The organism is Mesorhizobium sp. M6A.T.Cr.TU.016.01.1.1, from assembly GCF_003952585.1.
Lineage (GTDB): Bacteria > Pseudomonadota > Alphaproteobacteria > Rhizobiales > Rhizobiaceae > Mesorhizobium > Mesorhizobium mediterraneum.
On record NZ_CP034452.1, the window covers coordinates 5,426,298 to 5,443,414 of the forward strand.

The 17,117-nt window shown below is 57.2% G+C and carries 18 protein-coding genes; 16 read left to right on the forward strand and 2 right to left on the reverse strand.

Features of this window, described 5'->3' with window-relative positions:
- The first annotated feature begins 77 nt into the window (after window positions 1-77).
- Together EJ075_RS26250 and EJ075_RS26255 are read left to right on the forward strand one after the other, a co-directional pair.
- Window positions 78-998 (forward strand): DMT family transporter, encoded by a 921-nt coding sequence (locus tag EJ075_RS26250; RefSeq protein ID WP_164547189.1) that lies wholly within the window; start codon window positions 78-80, stop codon window positions 996-998.
- Window positions 999-1,097: 99 nt separating this feature from the next.
- Entirely contained in the window at window positions 1,098-1,478 is a 381-nt protein-coding gene (locus EJ075_RS26255; RefSeq protein ID WP_126106332.1) for a Rid family detoxifying hydrolase, read from the forward strand.
- Between the two features lie 179 nt (window positions 1,479-1,657).
- Here EJ075_RS26255 and EJ075_RS26260 read toward each other — a convergent pair whose 3' ends face one another.
- Window positions 1,658-2,377 carry a LysR substrate-binding domain-containing protein gene (locus tag EJ075_RS26260; RefSeq protein WP_245458224.1) on the reverse strand — a complete coding sequence of 240 codons (720 nt, stop codon included), beginning with the start codon at window positions 2,375-2,377 and terminating at the stop codon, window positions 1,658-1,660.
- Between the two features lie 135 nt (window positions 2,378-2,512).
- Between EJ075_RS26260 and EJ075_RS33855 the strand changes: the two genes are divergently transcribed.
- The 14 genes from EJ075_RS33855 (at window position 2,513) to EJ075_RS26330 (ending at window position 15,725) form a co-directional block, all read left to right on the forward strand.
- Window positions 2,513-3,031 (forward strand): GYD domain-containing protein, encoded by a 519-nt coding sequence (locus tag EJ075_RS33855; RefSeq protein ID WP_126106334.1) that lies wholly within the window; start codon window positions 2,513-2,515, stop codon window positions 3,029-3,031.
- Window positions 3,032-3,113: 82 nt separating this feature from the next.
- On the forward strand, window positions 3,114-3,992 hold the full coding sequence (locus tag EJ075_RS26270) for an ABC transporter substrate-binding protein (RefSeq protein WP_126106335.1): 879 nt from the start codon (window positions 3,114-3,116) through the stop codon (window positions 3,990-3,992).
- A 129-nt stretch (window positions 3,993-4,121) separates the two neighbouring features.
- Window positions 4,122-4,805, forward strand: coding sequence for an amino acid ABC transporter permease (locus EJ075_RS26275; RefSeq protein WP_245458022.1), 684 nt, complete (start codon window positions 4,122-4,124; stop codon window positions 4,803-4,805).
- 41 nt (window positions 4,806-4,846) lie between these two features.
- Window positions 4,847-5,545, forward strand: coding sequence for an isochorismatase family cysteine hydrolase (locus tag EJ075_RS26280; protein ID WP_126106336.1), 699 nt, complete (start codon window positions 4,847-4,849; stop codon window positions 5,543-5,545).
- Window positions 5,546-5,680: 135 nt separating this feature from the next.
- A complete protein-coding gene (locus EJ075_RS26285; protein ID WP_126107477.1) occupies window positions 5,681-6,430 on the forward strand; it encodes an amino acid ABC transporter ATP-binding protein in 750 nt (249 codons plus the stop codon).
- A 19-nt stretch (window positions 6,431-6,449) separates the two neighbouring features.
- On the forward strand, window positions 6,450-7,508 hold the full coding sequence (speB, locus tag EJ075_RS26290) for an agmatinase (RefSeq protein ID WP_126106337.1): 1,059 nt from the start codon (window positions 6,450-6,452) through the stop codon (window positions 7,506-7,508).
- Window positions 7,509-7,517: 9 nt separating this feature from the next.
- Complete coding sequence (locus EJ075_RS26295) at window positions 7,518-7,709, forward strand: hypothetical protein (RefSeq protein WP_126106338.1); 192 nt, start codon at window positions 7,518-7,520, stop codon at window positions 7,707-7,709.
- On the forward strand, window positions 7,706-9,037 hold the full coding sequence (locus EJ075_RS26300) for an AtzE family amidohydrolase (RefSeq protein ID WP_126106339.1): 1,332 nt from the start codon (window positions 7,706-7,708) through the stop codon (window positions 9,035-9,037). The genes EJ075_RS26295 and EJ075_RS26300 overlap by 4 nt, the downstream gene beginning before the upstream one ends.
- A 127-nt stretch (window positions 9,038-9,164) precedes the next feature.
- Window positions 9,165-10,037, forward strand: coding sequence for an ABC transporter permease (locus tag EJ075_RS26305; RefSeq protein WP_126106340.1), 873 nt, complete (start codon window positions 9,165-9,167; stop codon window positions 10,035-10,037).
- On the forward strand, window positions 10,034-10,858 hold the full coding sequence (locus EJ075_RS26310) for an ABC transporter permease (RefSeq protein ID WP_126106341.1): 825 nt from the start codon (window positions 10,034-10,036) through the stop codon (window positions 10,856-10,858). The genes EJ075_RS26305 and EJ075_RS26310 overlap by 4 nt, the downstream gene beginning before the upstream one ends.
- Before the next feature lie 15 nt (window positions 10,859-10,873).
- On the forward strand, window positions 10,874-12,016 hold the full coding sequence (locus EJ075_RS26315) for an extracellular solute-binding protein (RefSeq protein WP_126106342.1): 1,143 nt from the start codon (window positions 10,874-10,876) through the stop codon (window positions 12,014-12,016).
- A 76-nt stretch (window positions 12,017-12,092) separates the two neighbouring features.
- On the forward strand, window positions 12,093-13,187 hold the full coding sequence (locus EJ075_RS26320; protein WP_164547192.1) for an ABC transporter ATP-binding protein: 1,095 nt from the start codon (window positions 12,093-12,095) through the stop codon (window positions 13,185-13,187).
- Window positions 13,188-13,414: 227 nt separating this feature from the next.
- Entirely contained in the window at window positions 13,415-14,680 is a 1,266-nt protein-coding gene (locus EJ075_RS26325) for a Glu/Leu/Phe/Val dehydrogenase (RefSeq protein WP_126106344.1), read from the forward strand.
- A 370-nt stretch (window positions 14,681-15,050) separates the two neighbouring features.
- On the forward strand, window positions 15,051-15,725 hold the full coding sequence (locus EJ075_RS26330) for an urea carboxylase-associated family protein (protein WP_126106345.1): 675 nt from the start codon (window positions 15,051-15,053) through the stop codon (window positions 15,723-15,725).
- Window positions 15,726-15,749: 24 nt separating this feature from the next.
- Here the strand turns inward: EJ075_RS26330 and EJ075_RS26335 are convergent, their stop codons facing one another.
- Window positions 15,750-16,991: a tyrosine-type recombinase/integrase gene (locus EJ075_RS26335; RefSeq protein WP_126106346.1), complete on the reverse strand. Its 1,242-nt coding sequence runs from the start codon at window positions 16,989-16,991 to the stop codon at window positions 15,750-15,752.
- Window positions 16,992-17,117 lie beyond the last annotated feature (126 nt).

Below are 17,117 nucleotides of genomic sequence, written 5' to 3' on the forward strand. Positions count from 1 at the left end.
CGGGCATCGCGGATGCGTAGCTGAAGCGCAACCGCCCCGAGATGGCTTGGCCTAGAGTTCAATTCCGGAAGCTCTTTATGAAACTCACCGCACACGGCGACACGCTGTCGCTGCTTGTCGTATTCGCACTTTGCCGTGGCAGTGCCTACGGTTTCACGAACGTAGCTCTGGATCACATATCTGCCGGCAATGTATTCTTCCTTCGCTTGGGTTCCGGAGCACTCGCCCTGTTTGTGTGGGCCGGTTTCACGCTTCGCAGTGTGGATTGGGTCGCTTCAGACTGGCGCGGGTCGTTGATCTATGCCGTGTTCGGCAATGCCTTGCCGATTGGTCTGATAACAATTGGTCAGCAAACAGTGCCGAGCGGGCTATCTGCAGTGATGATGGCGCTAACACCCCTGTTCTCGGCTGTCCTCGCGCATCTTTGGTTGCCTGGTGAACGGTTGACAGCCCGCGCAGCCCTTGGGTTGATCATCGGATTTGTTGGCGTGCTTCCGATCGTGATGGCACGTGGCGGAGTGCACTTGGGCACCGAGGTGATCTTTGGTCTCGCCGCTCTCGCCGCAGCAGCCATATGCTTTGCCGGCAACATTGTATTTGCACGCGTCTGGCAGCCCAAAAACCAACTCGGCACGGCCACCTTGAGCCTGCTGATGGCTTCACTGACCGCCTTGCCTTTTTTGCAGGTGCGAGAGCTGGTTGCTACGTCCGAAGTGACGGCTGTCAGCGCCAGTATCGCGCTGGGGGTGGTTTGCACTGCCATCGCGCTGCTGGTCATGCTGGAACTATCGAAGAAGGCGGGCGCTGCCTTCATCTCAACCGTCAATTACCTGATCCCGATTATTGGATTGGCTATCGGCGCGATTTTCTTGGGAGAGCCGCTCTTTTGGTCCGACGTTGTCGCATTTGCATTGATCGTTTGTGGGACGAGGCTTGTGCAGCCGGCGCAATCCACCGGGCTGCGGCACTCGGAGCCCGCAACTGGGGAAACCGTTTGACGGCCGCTGCACGGCACGGTCACGCATCATATCAACCGAGCGTTTCCTGCGCTTCATGAAACACTTCGTATCATCCTTTGACCAAGAAAGAGGATAAACATGACGGCCATTGACACCAGCGAAGCACCGAAAGCCGTGGGTCCCTACTCACAGGCGCGCACGCATGCGGGCCTCCTCTTCGTCTCTGGCCAGTTGCCCATCAATCCTGCGACTGGAAAGGTTGAAAGCGAGGACTCGGTCGATCAAGTCCGGCAATGCTTACGCAATATATCGGCCATTGCGGAAGCCGCCGGCGCGAACATGGGCAACGTTCTAAAGACCACAGTCTTGGTGACACGGCTCAGCGAGTTCGCTCGGATCAATCAAGCCTACGCCGAGTTTTTTTCCGCACCGTTTCCGGCCCGTGCAACATTCGAGGTCTCAGCCTTGCCTCTAGGTGCTTCTGTTGAGATTGAAGCCGTGATCGCCCTGGGATCCTAGGCAAAATGACGGATGTCGCCGAGTGCTGGGCCTTCATGGCGGATAACGCTGTTGGAAAGGAAGGGCTACAAGCGCAACGAAAACCTGGCGCCGCCTGAAGCGAGGCATCGGGCGCCAACGGTCTGCGTTAACAAGATATCGTCATTCTGCGGGCCCGAACCAGTGCACCTGTCGGCCTGTCACTCGACGCTGTCCATTGCTGCGTCGGTTGTCGCGGTATTCTCATGTGGCAGAGCATTTTGCCCCATCGCAATCTGAACCCATTCAATAAAGCTCGCAACAATTGGCTTTTGCAGTTTTACATGGTCGCAAACGCATACATAGGCCTTTTGTCCGCTGATTGCGCTTTTGGCGTCGAAGGGAACAATAAGCTGGCCGCTTCTTTCGTCGTTCTCAGACAACGTCGAGGAGACAAGGGCTAAGCCATGCCCGCCGCGGGCCGCGCTGAGAGCAAGGTTTACGCTGCCGAAGTAGACGCTCTCGCGTCCCTGTGGCGCCCCAGCCATTCGCAGCCATCGTGCCCACTCCGAGCCATCATCTTCATGCAGCAAGCGATGTTCGGAAAGATCGCGCAGCGAGCGAATTGGGTGCTTTCCATTAAACAGTCGGGGGCTGCAGACTGGGCGTAGATTGACCTGCCGCAGCGTGCCCCACCAGCGCCCTGACCCCCAGTCCGTGCCGCCATATTGAATAGCAACGTCGATGTCGTCCCACGGATTCTGGGGATCCAGGTTGCTTGCCACTAGCGAAAACTCGAACCCAGGGTGACGTTCGATGAATTGAAATATGCGCGGCAAAAGCCAGTTCTCGCCAAAGGACGGTGTAACGACAATCCTGAAATGGCGATCAGCCGAGGATAGCCCCCGATAGTCATCCAGTTCGCGCAACGTGTACGCCATACTATCGAGCCCTTGGGTGAGTGCGTTCCCAAGTTTTGTTCCTGCCGGTGTGAGCCTTAGTCGCCGTCCGACGCGCTCAAACAGTTGCAGGCTAAGACCGTTCTCCAACAATTTTACTTGGTGGCTTACGGCGCCATGAGTGAGGCTAAGCTCATCGGCGGCACGTCGGATGGAGCCATGTCGTGCGGCGGCTTCGAAACACCTCATTGCATTGAGAGACGGAAGCTTGCGGGACGCCATGACCGCTCCTTGGTTAGGAAATCTAACCAGCGATATCAATTAATATCGATTGTCGTCAATAAAATAGCAAAATACGTTGATGGTGCCGGCGTTTTTCACAGCACTCCAAAAATCGGAAACATCATGCCTCTTTACATCGCGTTGCTGAAATCGACCGGCAAAGGATACGAAAACGTTGCGACCGCCCCTGATCGCACGGCTGCAAGCCATCGCAATGTTGAAGCCGTCGGCGGACGAACCGTAGCGTTTTACATGACCATGGGGCGCTACGACTGGGTGCAGATATTTGAAGCCCCCAGCGACGACGCCATGATGACCTATCTGCTGCGCGCGCGTTCGCATGGATATGTCAATGTCGAAATGATCAAGGCCTTCAGTGAAGAGCATGCAAACCAATTGATTGCCGCTCTCTGACAGAAATGCACGGCGCCGTTTCCAAGTTCTTTTCGGCAAGAATCTAAAGAACTTTGACAATTCATCTAGGGAGGGACCGACATTGAAACAATCTTATCCGCAAATGGGCGCTGCCCGGCAGGAGGCCTCGCATCGGGTTTCACTGAAGGCGGCGGCCGCGATGGCAACGACTATTGCACTGTCTTCGAGCGTTTTCGCCGCAGGCGGAACGTCGGAAGCAAGCCGCCCGAGTTTTCTCGCATCCGGCGAAACGCTGAATGTATGCAACTCGCCTGGCTTTCCGCCGCTGAGCTATTTTGAGCAGGCTGGTGACGCCGCTCCAATTGGGTCGGACATCGATCTATTGAACGCCCTTGCGAAACAATGGGGGGTCGAACTTCACTTGGTTCTTGGTGAGTTTGCCGGGCTGTTGCCCGCCCTTGAATCGGGGCGGTGCGACATGGTGATGAGCGGCATTCTCGTGACGAAGGAGCGGCAACAGAAGTTTGATGCTGTTCCGTACATGAAGACGTCGACACTACTTCTCGTGGCGGGTGACAATAAACAGATCAACAATCTGGAGGATATGTCGGGTAAGACCTTGGCCGTTGAGGCGGGTACAGTCCTCGAAAAGATCGCTGGAGAAGTAAACCAGAAGCTGGTTGGCGATGGAAGGCCGGAAATCCAAATTCAAACCTATCCTAAGGCTCAGGATTGCATCGAGCAGGTCTTGGTTGGGCGGTCAGACGGAACGCTTGTCCAGGATACCGAGGCAGCGTTCCGCGACAAGCAAATGCCAGGCAAGCTGAAAACCGTATTCACGGTTCCTGGAGACCAGGAGTTTGGTATCTATCTGCGCAAGACGCCTGGCGATACGGATGCCGTCAAGGCAGCTCTGGGCACACTTAAGGCGTCCGGCTTCATGGCGGCGCTTCCGGTGAAATGGCATCTGCCGGCGGATGCAACAAATCCCCATCCCTGAGAGGTAATGAATGGCATCTGCGTGAAACGCAGTGCCTCAGTCCTGGAAACAGTGCCGGAGCAGCCCTGTCATAGCAGCAATTGAGATGCTGCAAATGGCAGAGCTGCTTCGGAAGCCGAGGAACGACTGGTGAGTTTTGATTTCACGATCTTTTGGGAGGCCGTTACCAGCTGGGCTTTCCTGCGCGGAGCAATGGTGACAATGGCGCTTGCCATTGTTGCGCACGCGATTGCCATGGTCTTCAGTCTTGGGATGGCCCTTGTCGCCAATGGCTCAAACAAGGCAGGCAGGAAATCTGTCGCCATGTATTCATGGGTATTCAGAGCAACGCCATTGTTGTTGCAATTGTTGTTCATATGGAATGCCGTGCCGCAAATGTTCCCGGCGTTTAAGGAGAGCTGGTTCACACCGTTCATCGCCGCTCTCATAACTCTTTCGCTGCATCAGACGGCCTATCAAACCGAAATCTTGCGTAGTGCGCTTCGCTCTGTCGGTGGGGGGCAGCATGATGCGGCTAAGGCGCTGGGTCTGAACCGTGTAAAGACACTCTGGTTTGTCACGTTGCCTCAGGCAATGCGTGTGGCCTTGCCGCCAACGGGCAGCGAATTCATAAGTCTCGTCAAGATGACATCGCTCGCAACGGTCATCTCTCTCCGGGAATTAATGACGACAGCAACCTACACGATTTCAAATAACTTCCGGTTCATTGAAATTTACGGGGCTGCATTGGTCTATTATCTAGTTATTGTTTCCGCACTGATGATGGCTCAGTCACGGCTGGAGCGCAAGCTCGACGCCCCTTACGGACGTTAGGGCTAATCGGTCAAATTCGAAATCACGCTCCGGGAGGAAAAATGAACACGAGCAATTCAAGAGTTGAGCCAATTGCCGCTCGCCCATTCGCATTTCCGCATGACGGAAGCATCGCAGCGAGCCATGTCGCGCTCATCGTCATCGACCTCCAGCGCGATTTTCTGGCCGAAGACGGTTACTTTGCGCGGATGGGCTATGATCCGGCACCTTTGCGCAAGATTCTTCCCAACGTCAGCAGCCTGATTGCGGCTGCCCGTCAAGCCGGCTGCCACGTCATCCACACTCGTCAGGGATATCGTGCTGATCTGGCTGATATGACCGAATATGAACATTGGCGCCGCAGGCAATCGGGGCTCGAGGGAACCGACGCGCTTTTGCGCGGGACACCCGGTTTCGAAATCGTCCCCGAGCTCGATGTGCGCGACACGGACATCATCATAGACAAGACGGCCAATGGTGCCTTCACGCACACCGATCTCGAGCATGTCCTGCGCGCTCGTGATGTCACTCATGTCTTGTTGACGGGCTGTACAACAGAGGTCTGCGTCCACACCACATTGCGGGAAGCAAGCGACAGAAACTTCATTTGCTGCCTGATCGAGGATGCATGTGCAAGTGGTGACGCCTATGCACATGAAGCAGCCGTCTACATGACCACGGTCGAAAATGGAGTTTTTGGGGTAGTGGCAGACACAGCGGCGGTTGTCAAAGCCATGACCAGCAAAGAACAGCCTGCTTAGGGCATTGCCGTAGTTAAGGAAGCCGGTCTGAAGAAGGCATGGCTCCGGCTCTTTTCCATTTTGAAATGCGGGAGAAACGGCATGCCAGCAAATGTCGCGCTGTCGATCGTTAATCAGAAAATCCAGAACAGCCGGATGGCGGTCGGCGAAGAAGTCGTCATCAGCATCAAGAACATGAACAAATACTATGGCTCATTTCACGTGCTGCAGAACATCGACATGTCCGTGCGTCGCGGCGAGCGGATTGTCATCTGCGGCCCTTCCGGCTCGGGAAAATCAACACTGATCCGCTGCCTCAACCGTCTGGAAGAACACCAGTCCGGCCAGATCGTCGTCGACGGCACCGAGCTGACGGACAATCTCAAGAAGATCGACAGAGTGCGCTCGGAAGTCGGAATGGTATTTCAGCACTTCAATCTGTTCCCGCATCTGACGATTCTGGAAAACTGCACGTTGGCTCCGATCTGGGTTCGCAAGATTCCCAAGAAGGAAGCTGAAGAGACGGCCCTGCATTATCTCAAGAAAGTACGCATCCCAGACCAGGCGCAGAAATATCCTGGCCAGTTGTCGGGTGGGCAGCAGCAGCGCGTTGCAATCGCGCGAAGCCTCTGCATGAAGCCGCGCATCATGCTGTTTGATGAGCCGACGTCTGCGCTTGACCCGGAGATGATCAAGGAGGTGCTCGACACCATGATCGAGCTCGCGGAGGAGGGCATGACGATGCTGTGCGTTACGCACGAAATGGGTTTTGCGCAGGCCGTCGCCAATCGCGTGATCTTTATGGATCAGGGACAGATCGTTGAGGAAAACGAGCCGGTGCAGTTTTTCAAAAATCCACAATCGGCCCGGACAAAACTGTTCTTGAGCCAAATCCTCGGACACTAAGACAAGGGTTAGACAAACCATGGCTATTGAAGAAAGTAAGCTCCAGGAGCTTCGCGCGAAGTATGGCGAGAGTCACGGCGGAGAGCTTTTCGACCCGAAGTTCCGTAAAGTTGCTGATAAGATCTTCAGCGAGAGCGGTACACGTGTCGCGCCCTATGCCGGGATTCCGACGTTTCTGGCTGCGCCACATCGGGAAGTCGATGCGGAAAATCCCGATTTCGGCGATCTTCAGGTGGCCATTCTCGGTGTTCCCATGGACCTTGGCGTCACCAATCGCAACGGCTCCCGTTTCGGTCCGCGGGCCTTGCGCACAATCGAGCGAATAGGTCCCTACAATCATGTGCTGGATTGCGCGCCAGTGCAGGAATTGCGGGTAGCCGATATTGGAGATGTGCCTTTCCGCAGCCGCTACCGGCTCGAAATGAGCCACGAGGATATCGAAAAGCGCGTCAACCAGATCGTTGATGCCGGGATTGTTCCGCTGTCTGTCGGCGGTGATCATTCGATCACTCATCCAATCCTGAAAGCCGTCGGCAAAAAACGCCCCGTGGGCATGATCCATATCGACGCCCACTGCGATACCGGCGGCGCCTTCGATCAGACAAAATTCCACCATGGCGGACCGTTCCGCAACGCCGTTCTGGATGGCGTACTTGACCCGACCAGGGTGGTGCAGATCGGCATTCGTGGTGCAGCGGAATATCTTTGGGAGTTTTCCTACGAGTCCGGCATGACCGTCATTCATGCCGAAGAAGTCGCTGCCATGGGCATCCCGGCCATCATCGCGAAGGCGCGTCAGATCGTCGGTGATGGCCCCAGCTATCTTTCATTCGATGTTGACAGCCTGGATCCAAGTTTTGCGCCAGGAACCGGGACTCCAGAGCTGGGCGGGCTCACGACGCGCGAAGTGCTGGAACTCATCCGCGGTTTGAAGGGCATCAATCTGGTTGGCGGCGATGTGGTTGAAGTGGCCCCGCAATATGACGCAACAACGAACACCGCCCATGCAGGGGCACAGACACTGTTCGAGATACTCAGCCTCATGGTCTTCAGCCCAGCACTCGCGGCCGATCGTTAGGAGATTGCTGTGTCAACGAGCGAAGTAGACGCTGCCGCTGCAGATCGAGAAATGGACAGATTTGTCGACATCTCGCTGGAACTGGCCGGGTTTGACCCCGTCCTGGAGACCCAGCGAGAAGGTATAAAAAAATACTATAGTTTTGCGAAAGCAATGATGGCGCCCCTTCTCGGATTTGACATTCCAGGAGAGGACGCATGATCGATCATCAAAGCGCTGCTGCAATTGCCGCCGCGGTCCGCTCAGGCGCAGCGAATGCCACGGATGTTGCAGCAGCGGCGATCGAGCGCCTAAGGGCGGACCCATATAACGCCGTCAGCGCCATTTGCGCGGATAGGGCAATGGCCGATGCGGGGGAAATCGATGGGAAAGTGGCCCGTGGTCAAGATCCGGGTCCGTTGGCTGGGGTACCGTTCGGCGTAAAAAATCTCTTCAACGTGAGAGGCCTCGTCACGATCGCGGGTTCAAAGATCCATGCCGACAACGCGCCGGCGGAAGAAGATGCTGCTGCAGTCAAAGGCATGGTCAAAGCAGGCGCCATTATTATCGGCGCGTTGCACATGGACGAATATGCATTCGGTTTCACAAATGAAAATGGCCATTATGGGCCATGTCTCAACCCGCATGACAGAACGCGCGTATCGGGCGGCTCGTCAGGGGGCTCGGCAGCTGCAGTTGCTGGGGGACTGCTGCCTCTGAGTCTGGGGACCGACACCAACGGCTCCATACGCATTCCTGCTGCCCTTTGCGGTATTTACGGACTGAAGCCCACAGTTGGGCGAGTCAGCCTGGATGGCGGCGTTTTGTTTGCCAAGACACTTGATACGGCCGGTCCGTTTGCAAACTCAATGGCTGATCTGAAAGCGGTCTATAGTGTTTTGGCTGGCTCCCTGGATCCAGAAGCGGAAGTGGCGGGGGGGCCGCTGCGTGTTGCTCTAGCTGATGAGTACTATCAGCGGGGTGGTGACGACATCGCGTTGCAGGCTGCCGTAGCTGTGGCGCGGATTCTGACTGGCGGCAACGCAGCCCAGACCATTTCTCTGCCTCAGCCAGAAGCGTCCCGCGCTTCAGCCTTTGCCATTACGGCTTGCGAAGGTGCCTATTATCACCACAGCCGCCTGAGAACCCGAGCCATGGATATTGCCCCATTCGCACGGGACCGGCTGATGGCTGGCGCATTGTTTCCGTCCCATTGGTATTTGAAGGCGCAGAAATTCCGCGACTGGCTGCGAAGCCACACGCTTGCTCTCATGGACAAGGCGGAGGTGGACATCATCGTGGCTCCGGCCACGCCTTGCGTTGCACCACGCCTTGATCAGGAAACTGTAGATGTGGCGGGAAGGCCAGCGCTCAAAAGGGCGGTGTTGGGTCTCTATACCCAACCGCTCGCGCCACTTGGATTTCCAATTTTGACGGTGCCCATCAGGAAGGCAGGGGAGATGCCTTTGGGCGTCCAACTCATGGGACGACCTGGATCGGAAGAGTTGCTTCTTAGGGCAGGGGAAATCGTTGAAGAATCAACAAAGTGAGCCCAGTTCCGTGAAACTCGGAGGGGTCGGCCAAGAGTTTCATCGGGCCCTCAGTAGCGTGCTGTTCTGCGGGCGACTTGCACAATCGCCAAATCAACCACGCAAGCCTGTTCGAACGAGAGTGAAGATGGGGTGGAAACTGTACGACAAGCGATTGGCCTGGGCTCTTGTCGCGCCCGCGCTGGTGTTGCTGCTTCTGCTCCTGCTGCTGCCTATCGCGGTGATGACGGCCTATACCTTCTTCACCTTCGTCACGGCCGGCGTCGAGCAGGCGTCGCTGACCTTCGACAACTGGAAGGAATTCCTCACCGACAGCTATTATTCCGGGTTTCTTGTTAACACCTTTCGCGTCGGCGCCGTCACGGCGGTGATCTGTGGTCTCGTCGGTTATTTCCCGGCCTATTTCATCTGGGCCACGACCTTCCGGCACAAATGGCTGCTGTTGCTGCTGTTGATCGTGCCGTTCTGGATCAGCTTCACCATCCGCACCTTTTCCTGGATCCACATCCTGGGTGAACAGGGGCTCATCAATGTCGTGCTGCTGAGGCTCGGCATCATCAACGAGCCTTTGCCGATGCTCTACACCGAGGGCGCGGTCATCATGGGGCTGCTGCATTTCCTGCTGCCCTATATGATCCTCAACGTCTATGTCAGCCTCGAAAGCATCGACCGCACCCTGATCGCCGCCGCCCGCTCCATGGGCTGCACCAGCGCCCAGGCTTTTCGCGAGGTCACCCTGCCGCTGTCGCTGCCGGGGCTCGGCGCCGGGCTGCTGCTCTGCTTCGTGTTGGCCGCCGGCAGCTATGTGACGCCGCAATTGCTGGGCGGCAGCCGCGACGCGCTGTTCGGCAATCTGATCTACGACACCATCATGAGCCAGCTGAACTGGCCGATGGGCGCCACGCTGTCCATCGTGCTGTTCGTCCTGCTCGGCGCGGTTGCCGCCGCCTACAGCCGCTACATGGGCCTGTCCCAGATCATGAAAGGGCTGAGTGCATGAAGGCAGTACATCACGACCGCGAGGGCAAATGGGCCTGGCGGCTAACCGGCTTCGTCACCGTCTGCGTCTACATCTTCATGTTCGCGCCGATCATCGCCACCGTCGTGCTCTCCTTCAACGATTCCATGTTCGGCGGCTTTCCTATGACCGGTGTCAGCCTGCGCTGGTATGCCAAGCTGTTGACCAACGAGCCGGTGCTTGCTGCCTTCCGGACATCGATGTGGATCGCGCTGGTGACGGCGGCGGTGACGACGCTGATCGGCATCATGACGGCCTTCGCGCTGGTCCGCTTCGAATTCGCCGGCAAGCAGATGATCAACACGCTGGTCATCCTGCCCGCGCTCGTGCCCGAAACAATCCTCGGCGTCGGCCTGCTGGTGATGATCAAGTCGATAGACCAGCCGCGCTCGATGCTGCTGCTGATCCTCGGCCACATCCTGCTCACCTTGCCTTACGTCGTGCTGATCGTGCAGGCACGCATGGTCGGCATCAAGCGCTCCTATGAGGAAGCAGCGCTTTCGCTCGGCGCATCGCGGTTGTCGACTTTCCGCGAGATCACACTGCCGCTGCTCATCCCCGCGGTGCTGGCCAGCGTGCTGCTCGCCTTCACCATCTCCTTCGACAACACTTCGGCCAGCCTGTTCTGGCGCCCCGCCGGCGTCGAGACCATGCCAACGCAGATCCTGTCCATGCTCAAGATCTCGATCAGCCCCGAGGTCAGCGCGCTGGGCACCGTCATGATCCTGGTGACGGTCGGCATTCCCTTGATAGGCGGGCTCATCCTCCAAAGCCTCACCCGGTTCAGAAAAAAAGCTACGTAAAATGGGAGAACTGCAATGAAACTGACCAACGGCAAAAGACTGGAGCGGCTGGGCGACCGCTACGCGAACGGCGATATCAGCCGGCGCTCGTTCCTCAGCCTGACGGCAGCGGCTGCCGCCGCCACCGGCTTGTCGATGCCCTGGATGGGACGCGCTCTGGCCGCCGTCTCGGAAGTGCGCTTCGACGGCTGGGGCGGTACGGTCCAGGACGCGATCGACAAATACGCGTTCCAACCCTACTCGAAGAAGACTGGTATCAAGGTGGTCCAGGGTACGTTCGGCGACGAGAATGAGATCATCAGCAAGATCAAGACCTCGAGCCCGGGCGACTTTCAGGTCGTCCATTCCTCCGGCGTCGATTACTACATCAAATATGTGAATGGCGGCTACAACTCGGAGATCAACGAGGCCAACATTCCAAACCTGAAAAATGTGGCCGAGGCGATGATCGCACCGTTCCGCAAGATCACGCCGAAGATTTCGGCAGTGCCCTATGACTACGGCACCACCGGCATCGCCTACAACACCAAGGTGATCTCCCCCGACGAAGCCAGGGAACAGGGTGCCAATCTCCTCATCAACAAAAAGTATGCTGGCAAAATTGGCGGCTTTGCCGACATGGCCACGCGCGTCTGGTACGCCGCACTGCAGACCAAGCAGGACCCCAACAACATCCAGGACATGGATGCCGTGTGGGCGAAGGTCCGCGAAGCCCGCGACCTTACAAAGAAATTCTGGAGCTCTGGCGCGGAGCTGATGGACCTTCTGTCAAAGAGCGAGGTCGTGGTGACAGATGCCTGGTCCGGCCGTGTCGCCGAGCTGCAGCAGCAGGGCCAGCCGATCGGATATCTCGATCCCGAGAAGTCCTACGGCTGGATGGAAGACATGCTCATTCTCAAGGGCTCGCCGATGGCCGAGTGCGAGGAATTGGTCAACTTCATGCTCGATCCGGCGACCGCAATCGCCGTGGCAGAGGGCCAAAGCTACCCACCTTCGCTCGATCCGACCAAAGTGCAGCTCACTGAAAAGATCAAAGCCCTTCCCGCCTTCGATCCGACTGGCACGATGAATTCGATCACGTTCGCGGATCCGCTCTACTGGGCAAAGAAAGGGGACGCTTGGAACAAGCAGTGGGATAGGATTTCCAAAGGTGCGTAACACCAGTCTGAGCGATGCAAGCCAAGACCCCCGGCAAGTGGGCGGGGGTAGACCGCACGGGGGGGCTGGCCACAACGTGCATTCGCCGGAGTCGCCGGCTGTCGAGTTTCGGAACATAGAGATCTCCTACGGCAGGTTTACCGCGGTGAAGGATTTCTCGCTGACGATCCAAAAAGGCAGCTTCGTCACCCTGCTGGGGCCTTCAGGCTGCGGCAAGACGACGATCCTGCGCTCGATCGCCGGTCTCGTCGACATTTCCAGCGGCCAGATCTCGATCGCCAGCAAGCGCGTCGACGACATTCCGATCTACAAGCGCAACATCGGCCTTGTGTTCCAGAACTATGCGCTGTTCCCGCACAAGAACGTCTTCGACAACGTCGCCTTCGGCCTGAAATATCGCAACGTGCCGAAGGCTGAAATCGTGCGCCGGGTCGGTAAGGCTCTGGAGATGGTGCGGCTGCCCGGCAGCGAGAAGAAACTGCCTTCGCAGCTTTCGGGCGGCCAGCAGCAACGCATCGCACTCGCTCGCGCCATCGTCTTTGAACCGGAAGTGCTGCTGCTGGACGAGCCCCTGTCGGCGCTCGACGCCAACATGCGCGAGGACATGCGCGTCGAGATCAAGAAAATCCAGAAGGAGACTGGGATCACAGCCATTTTCGTGACGCATGACCAGGAAGAAGCCCTGTCTATGTCCGACCGCATCGTTGTGATGAATGCCGGCGTGGTCGAGCAGATCGGCACGCCCGGTGAGGTCTACGATCAGCCGGCCACCGGCTTCGTGGCCAATTTCCTCGGCAAGGCGAACATGTTGTCGGGTGTCGTGACTATCATGGATGAGGGCAGGGCGACGATCGCGCTCGACGTCGGCCAAACAGTCCGGGCCGCCTCGCCCAGGCCCCTGAAGCCGAAAGATAAGGTCACCGTTGTCGTGCGGCCTCAGAAGATTGCCATCGGCGCAACGGGCGCTGACAACCGGCTTTCAGGACGAATCCTCTCGACGTCCTATCTTGGGGGCAATGCGGTCTATGAGATCGACATTGGGGGCGCTGTCATCCGCGCCAATATTTCCCTCGATGGCGGGCTCTTGCGGGAAGATGAGACAGTCGAGATCAGTTTCGATCCCTCAGGTGCAGTGTTGTTGAACGAACGGGGCATTCGCATCGTCCCATGAATATTCTTAAGGCCGCCATTGCCCTCTACGGGACTGAAACGGTCCGAACGTCAAGATCTCGAACGATACCCTCTCCGGCAACACTTTCGAGCTTGTGCCAGCCATCATAGGCATCCTTCCTAAGATTGGCGGCGACCAGGCTCGCAACTCCACGTGCTACCACCCGTACTCTAAACCGAATTGGAGCGGCGCCAGAGTGCCGGATCCAAATATCAAGCAGGACAGTAATGAACAGCGCATTCTATAGCGGCCCAGTATTCGCGATGGCTCGACAGCAGTTTGTGGACGTGAGCGATTACCTCGAAATCCAGCCAGACGAGCGCGATCGCCTACTCTACCCCAAGCGTGCCATTGCGGTTTCTTGCCCCATCCATCGGGACAATGGAGAAACCGCTGTTTTTCAAGGGTTCCGCGTACAGCATCATCTGACGCTCGGCCCAACAAAAGGTGGGACGCGCTTCTCGCCAACACTTGAGATTGGAGAAGTTGCTGCGCTCGCTGTCTGGATGAGCTGGAAATGCGCGTTGGCCGGATTGCCCTACGGGGGAGCGAAGGGTGGAGTGGCGGTTGATCCCTTTGCGTTGTCGCGGCGTGAGATGGAGGCATTGTCGAGGCGCTACATGCAGGAGATGATTCCGTTTGTCGGCTCCCACATCGATGTGATGGCGCCTGACATGGGTACGAATGAGCAAGTGATGGCTTGGTTCATGGATACGTATTCCATGTACAAAGGCAGCACGGTCAACGAGATTGTCACTGGAAAGCCCGTGTTTGCCGGAGGAACTGCGGGTCGGAGAGAAGCGACGGGTCGCGGGGTTGTGCATCTGATCGGGCGCGCCATGGAGCATTTGCGGATCGAGCCGGCAGGCGCTACTGCAATTGTACAAGGCTTCGGCAACGTGGGTGCGGTCGCGGCAGCCTGTCTGGTTGAACGCGGTGTGCGTGTAACAGGCATCAGTGACCATACAATAGCTTACTTCGATCCTAAGGGCTTTGACGTCGCCGCAGCCCAGGCGCACGTGGCTGAGACAGGCGTGCTTCGGGGTTTCGCTGATTACGCTGCAATCGATCCTCAACAACTGCTGTGCCAGCGCTGTGACGTTCTCATTCCGGCCGCCGTTGAATGCGTGATTACGGAGGACAATGCTGCTCGACTCGAGTGTCGTATACTCGCCGAAGCGGCGAACGGACCGACCACCCCAGGCGCAGACAAGATCATTGCTGAGAGCGGTACCGATATTTTCGTAATCCCAGATATTCTATGCAACGCTGGCGGTGTGATTGTTAGCTACTTCGAGTGGGTTCAAGGCCTTCAAAGGGTGTTCTGGGATGAAGCCGAAGTCGTTGAAAGACTTTATCGTGTGCTTGACCGCTCCTTCGAGCAGGTAATCAGGCGAGCGGAGCGTGATTGCGTTACAAACCGCAACTCCGCGCTTGCGATCGGCGTCGACAAAGTGCGCGCCGCTAAGGCATCCCGGGGCCTGTTTCCTTAAATCGGCCCTGGGAGGGAGGCCTTTGGCGCCATGATGCGCGCCTACCCAGTGAACGCTTCTGGGCAGATTGATAGCCTAGTCCCACGCGGACAAAGACCTCACCCTCGTTGAAGTGACTTGTAGATCGGCGCGCGAGACTTGCTTGGGAGGTCAAGCGCCGCGAGGCCTTCGCCGCTATGGAAAAGGCCTCGAGGTTCGCCAATAAATAAGAGCATCTGGAAAGCGATCTGCCGCCGATCGACCGGGTGCTGTCCATCCACGGAATCCGGGTCCGTCCGGGGATGACGCTACAGACGGAAAACTCGCGGCATGTGGTTGCGCTTGATTATAACGTGATCTCTACGGCAATCAAGAATCTCAAGAGTAAAGCATGACATCCGCTATCAATGATCCGGCTCGAGATAATTTTGTCATTCCTCCCAAGGAGGGTTCATCCTTTCGGCTAGACAAGGGTGACAGTATCCGGATCGTCAATGACAATGGAACGCAAGTTGTCGATTTCTGGTGTATCTCGCTAACAGGCGAGGCCGAGTATCTTTCGATGGAACATTGCCGGGAGGTACTCGGCAAGATCTACTACGAGCCCGGCGACGTGCTGATCTCAAATCGCTACACACCGCTTCTGGAATATGTCGCCGATACCGCTGGAGGGCAGCATGACACGTTGATTGCGGCCTGCAGTGCCCAGATGTACGTCCGTTTCGGCCGGGAGGATGGGCATCCGAGCTGCGCGTCGAACTTTCTCCAGAACACGCGACATATCGATTGGCCGTTACATTTGTTACCACAACCTTGGAATTTGTTCATGCGCGCCGCAGTCAGGGAGAGTGGCGCGATAGAATATTCCCGCCCGCCATATATTCCTGGAGGAATTGTCGAACTGAAGGCACTTTGCCCTGTGTTGGTTGTGATGTCGGCCTGTCCGGACGACTGCTATCCGACGAACGGCGGCGACGGTTCGGCGAAAGCGGTTTCTGTTTCAATTCACGCGAGTGCGAAGCCAGTGGGTGGCATGGGGTCGGTGTCGGGAGTTGCGTGTCCGTGATCTGAACCTGCCAGCCGCCAAGTATCAGGCCGCAAGCTTGACGGTCTTTTTGTTCAGCAGCTTCACGACGAAAGCGTTCCATTTCTTCATGGCTGCGCGTTTTTCTGGCATGTAGTTCCAGCGATCATAGTTCTTGGAGCTGACGTCCTGGAGTGTGTGGTTCTGGATCCGGTCACGAATTTCTTTGGAGATGCCAGTCTGACCGGCCAGCGTCTTCCAGGTCCGGCGAAGGTCCCGGTTGGTCACGACCGGGATCACGCCGCGATCGCGCTGACGCCACATAAAGCTGTAGAGAGTTCCAGCGCTCACCGGCTTCGATGCGTCCATGGCGGACGGAAAAAACCAGCCATGCGCGTTGGGCTTGATCGATTCGATGAGATCGGCCGAGAGTTGGGGGACCGGAATGGCGTGCGGTTTTCCGTTCTTTGTCTTGGACCAGTCGATGATGTGTTCTCGAGCATCCCATTGATCCGCATGCAAACGCGCGATTTCTTCGACACGTTGTCCCGTCAGCATCAGGATGCGAATGGCACGGGTATAGGGCGGGTGGACCGGCGCATCGGGGCATTCGAGCCAGCGGTAGAGCCTGACGAACTCGTCCTCGTCCAGCCAGCGTGTTCCGACGTTCTTTGGTTCGGTCGGTATGCCTGCCGCAGGATTATAAGCAAGGCGAAATCGCCGGACAGACGTCGTTCGATAGTCATGTTCAGATTTCAGGCCCCAACTGTAGGCAGAACGGATATAGCTGCGAACATGGTCGGCCATGACTCGAGCGCCGCGATCGTAAATCGGCCTGATCACATCCGTGATTTCGTCGGGCTCAATCTCACGAGCCTGACGGTTCCGTCCGAGAGTGTCGGCTATCTTGTTGAGTCCTTTTTCGGTTTCCTTCCACGATGGTTTGCCGGCCTCTCTTAAGTACCGGACATATGCCTCGAAGAGATCGGCGACCGTGCCGGGTCGGGTATCGCCAGCAATCTTAATGGAGCGGCCCCTCTGGATCATGTCTGCGAAATCTCGGCTAAAGACCTCGCGCGCCTTGCTAAGCGATATCGATGGGTATGATCCAAGCTTCTTCTTGAGGCGCTTCTGATCGCGCCATTGTTGCGCCATCCAATCGGCGGTGACACGGGTTGGCATAGGCTTCAAGACCAAGACAAGACGGCCGGTGCCGTGACCTTCGCCATCGACGAGACTTAGCTGTTTGCCGGTTTGTTCTACCTGCTTCAGCGCCCGGCGAATTTCTCCATCAGTAAGGCTAGGCACTGGGCTCTCCCATCGGCTCTCAAGTGGGGTCGCCAGACGGGTAGGAGGGGTCGGCAACTGGGGTCACAACGAGCTGCAATCCCCTTCAGAACAGGCCCCAGTTTGCCATAGTATCCGGGAGCTAGA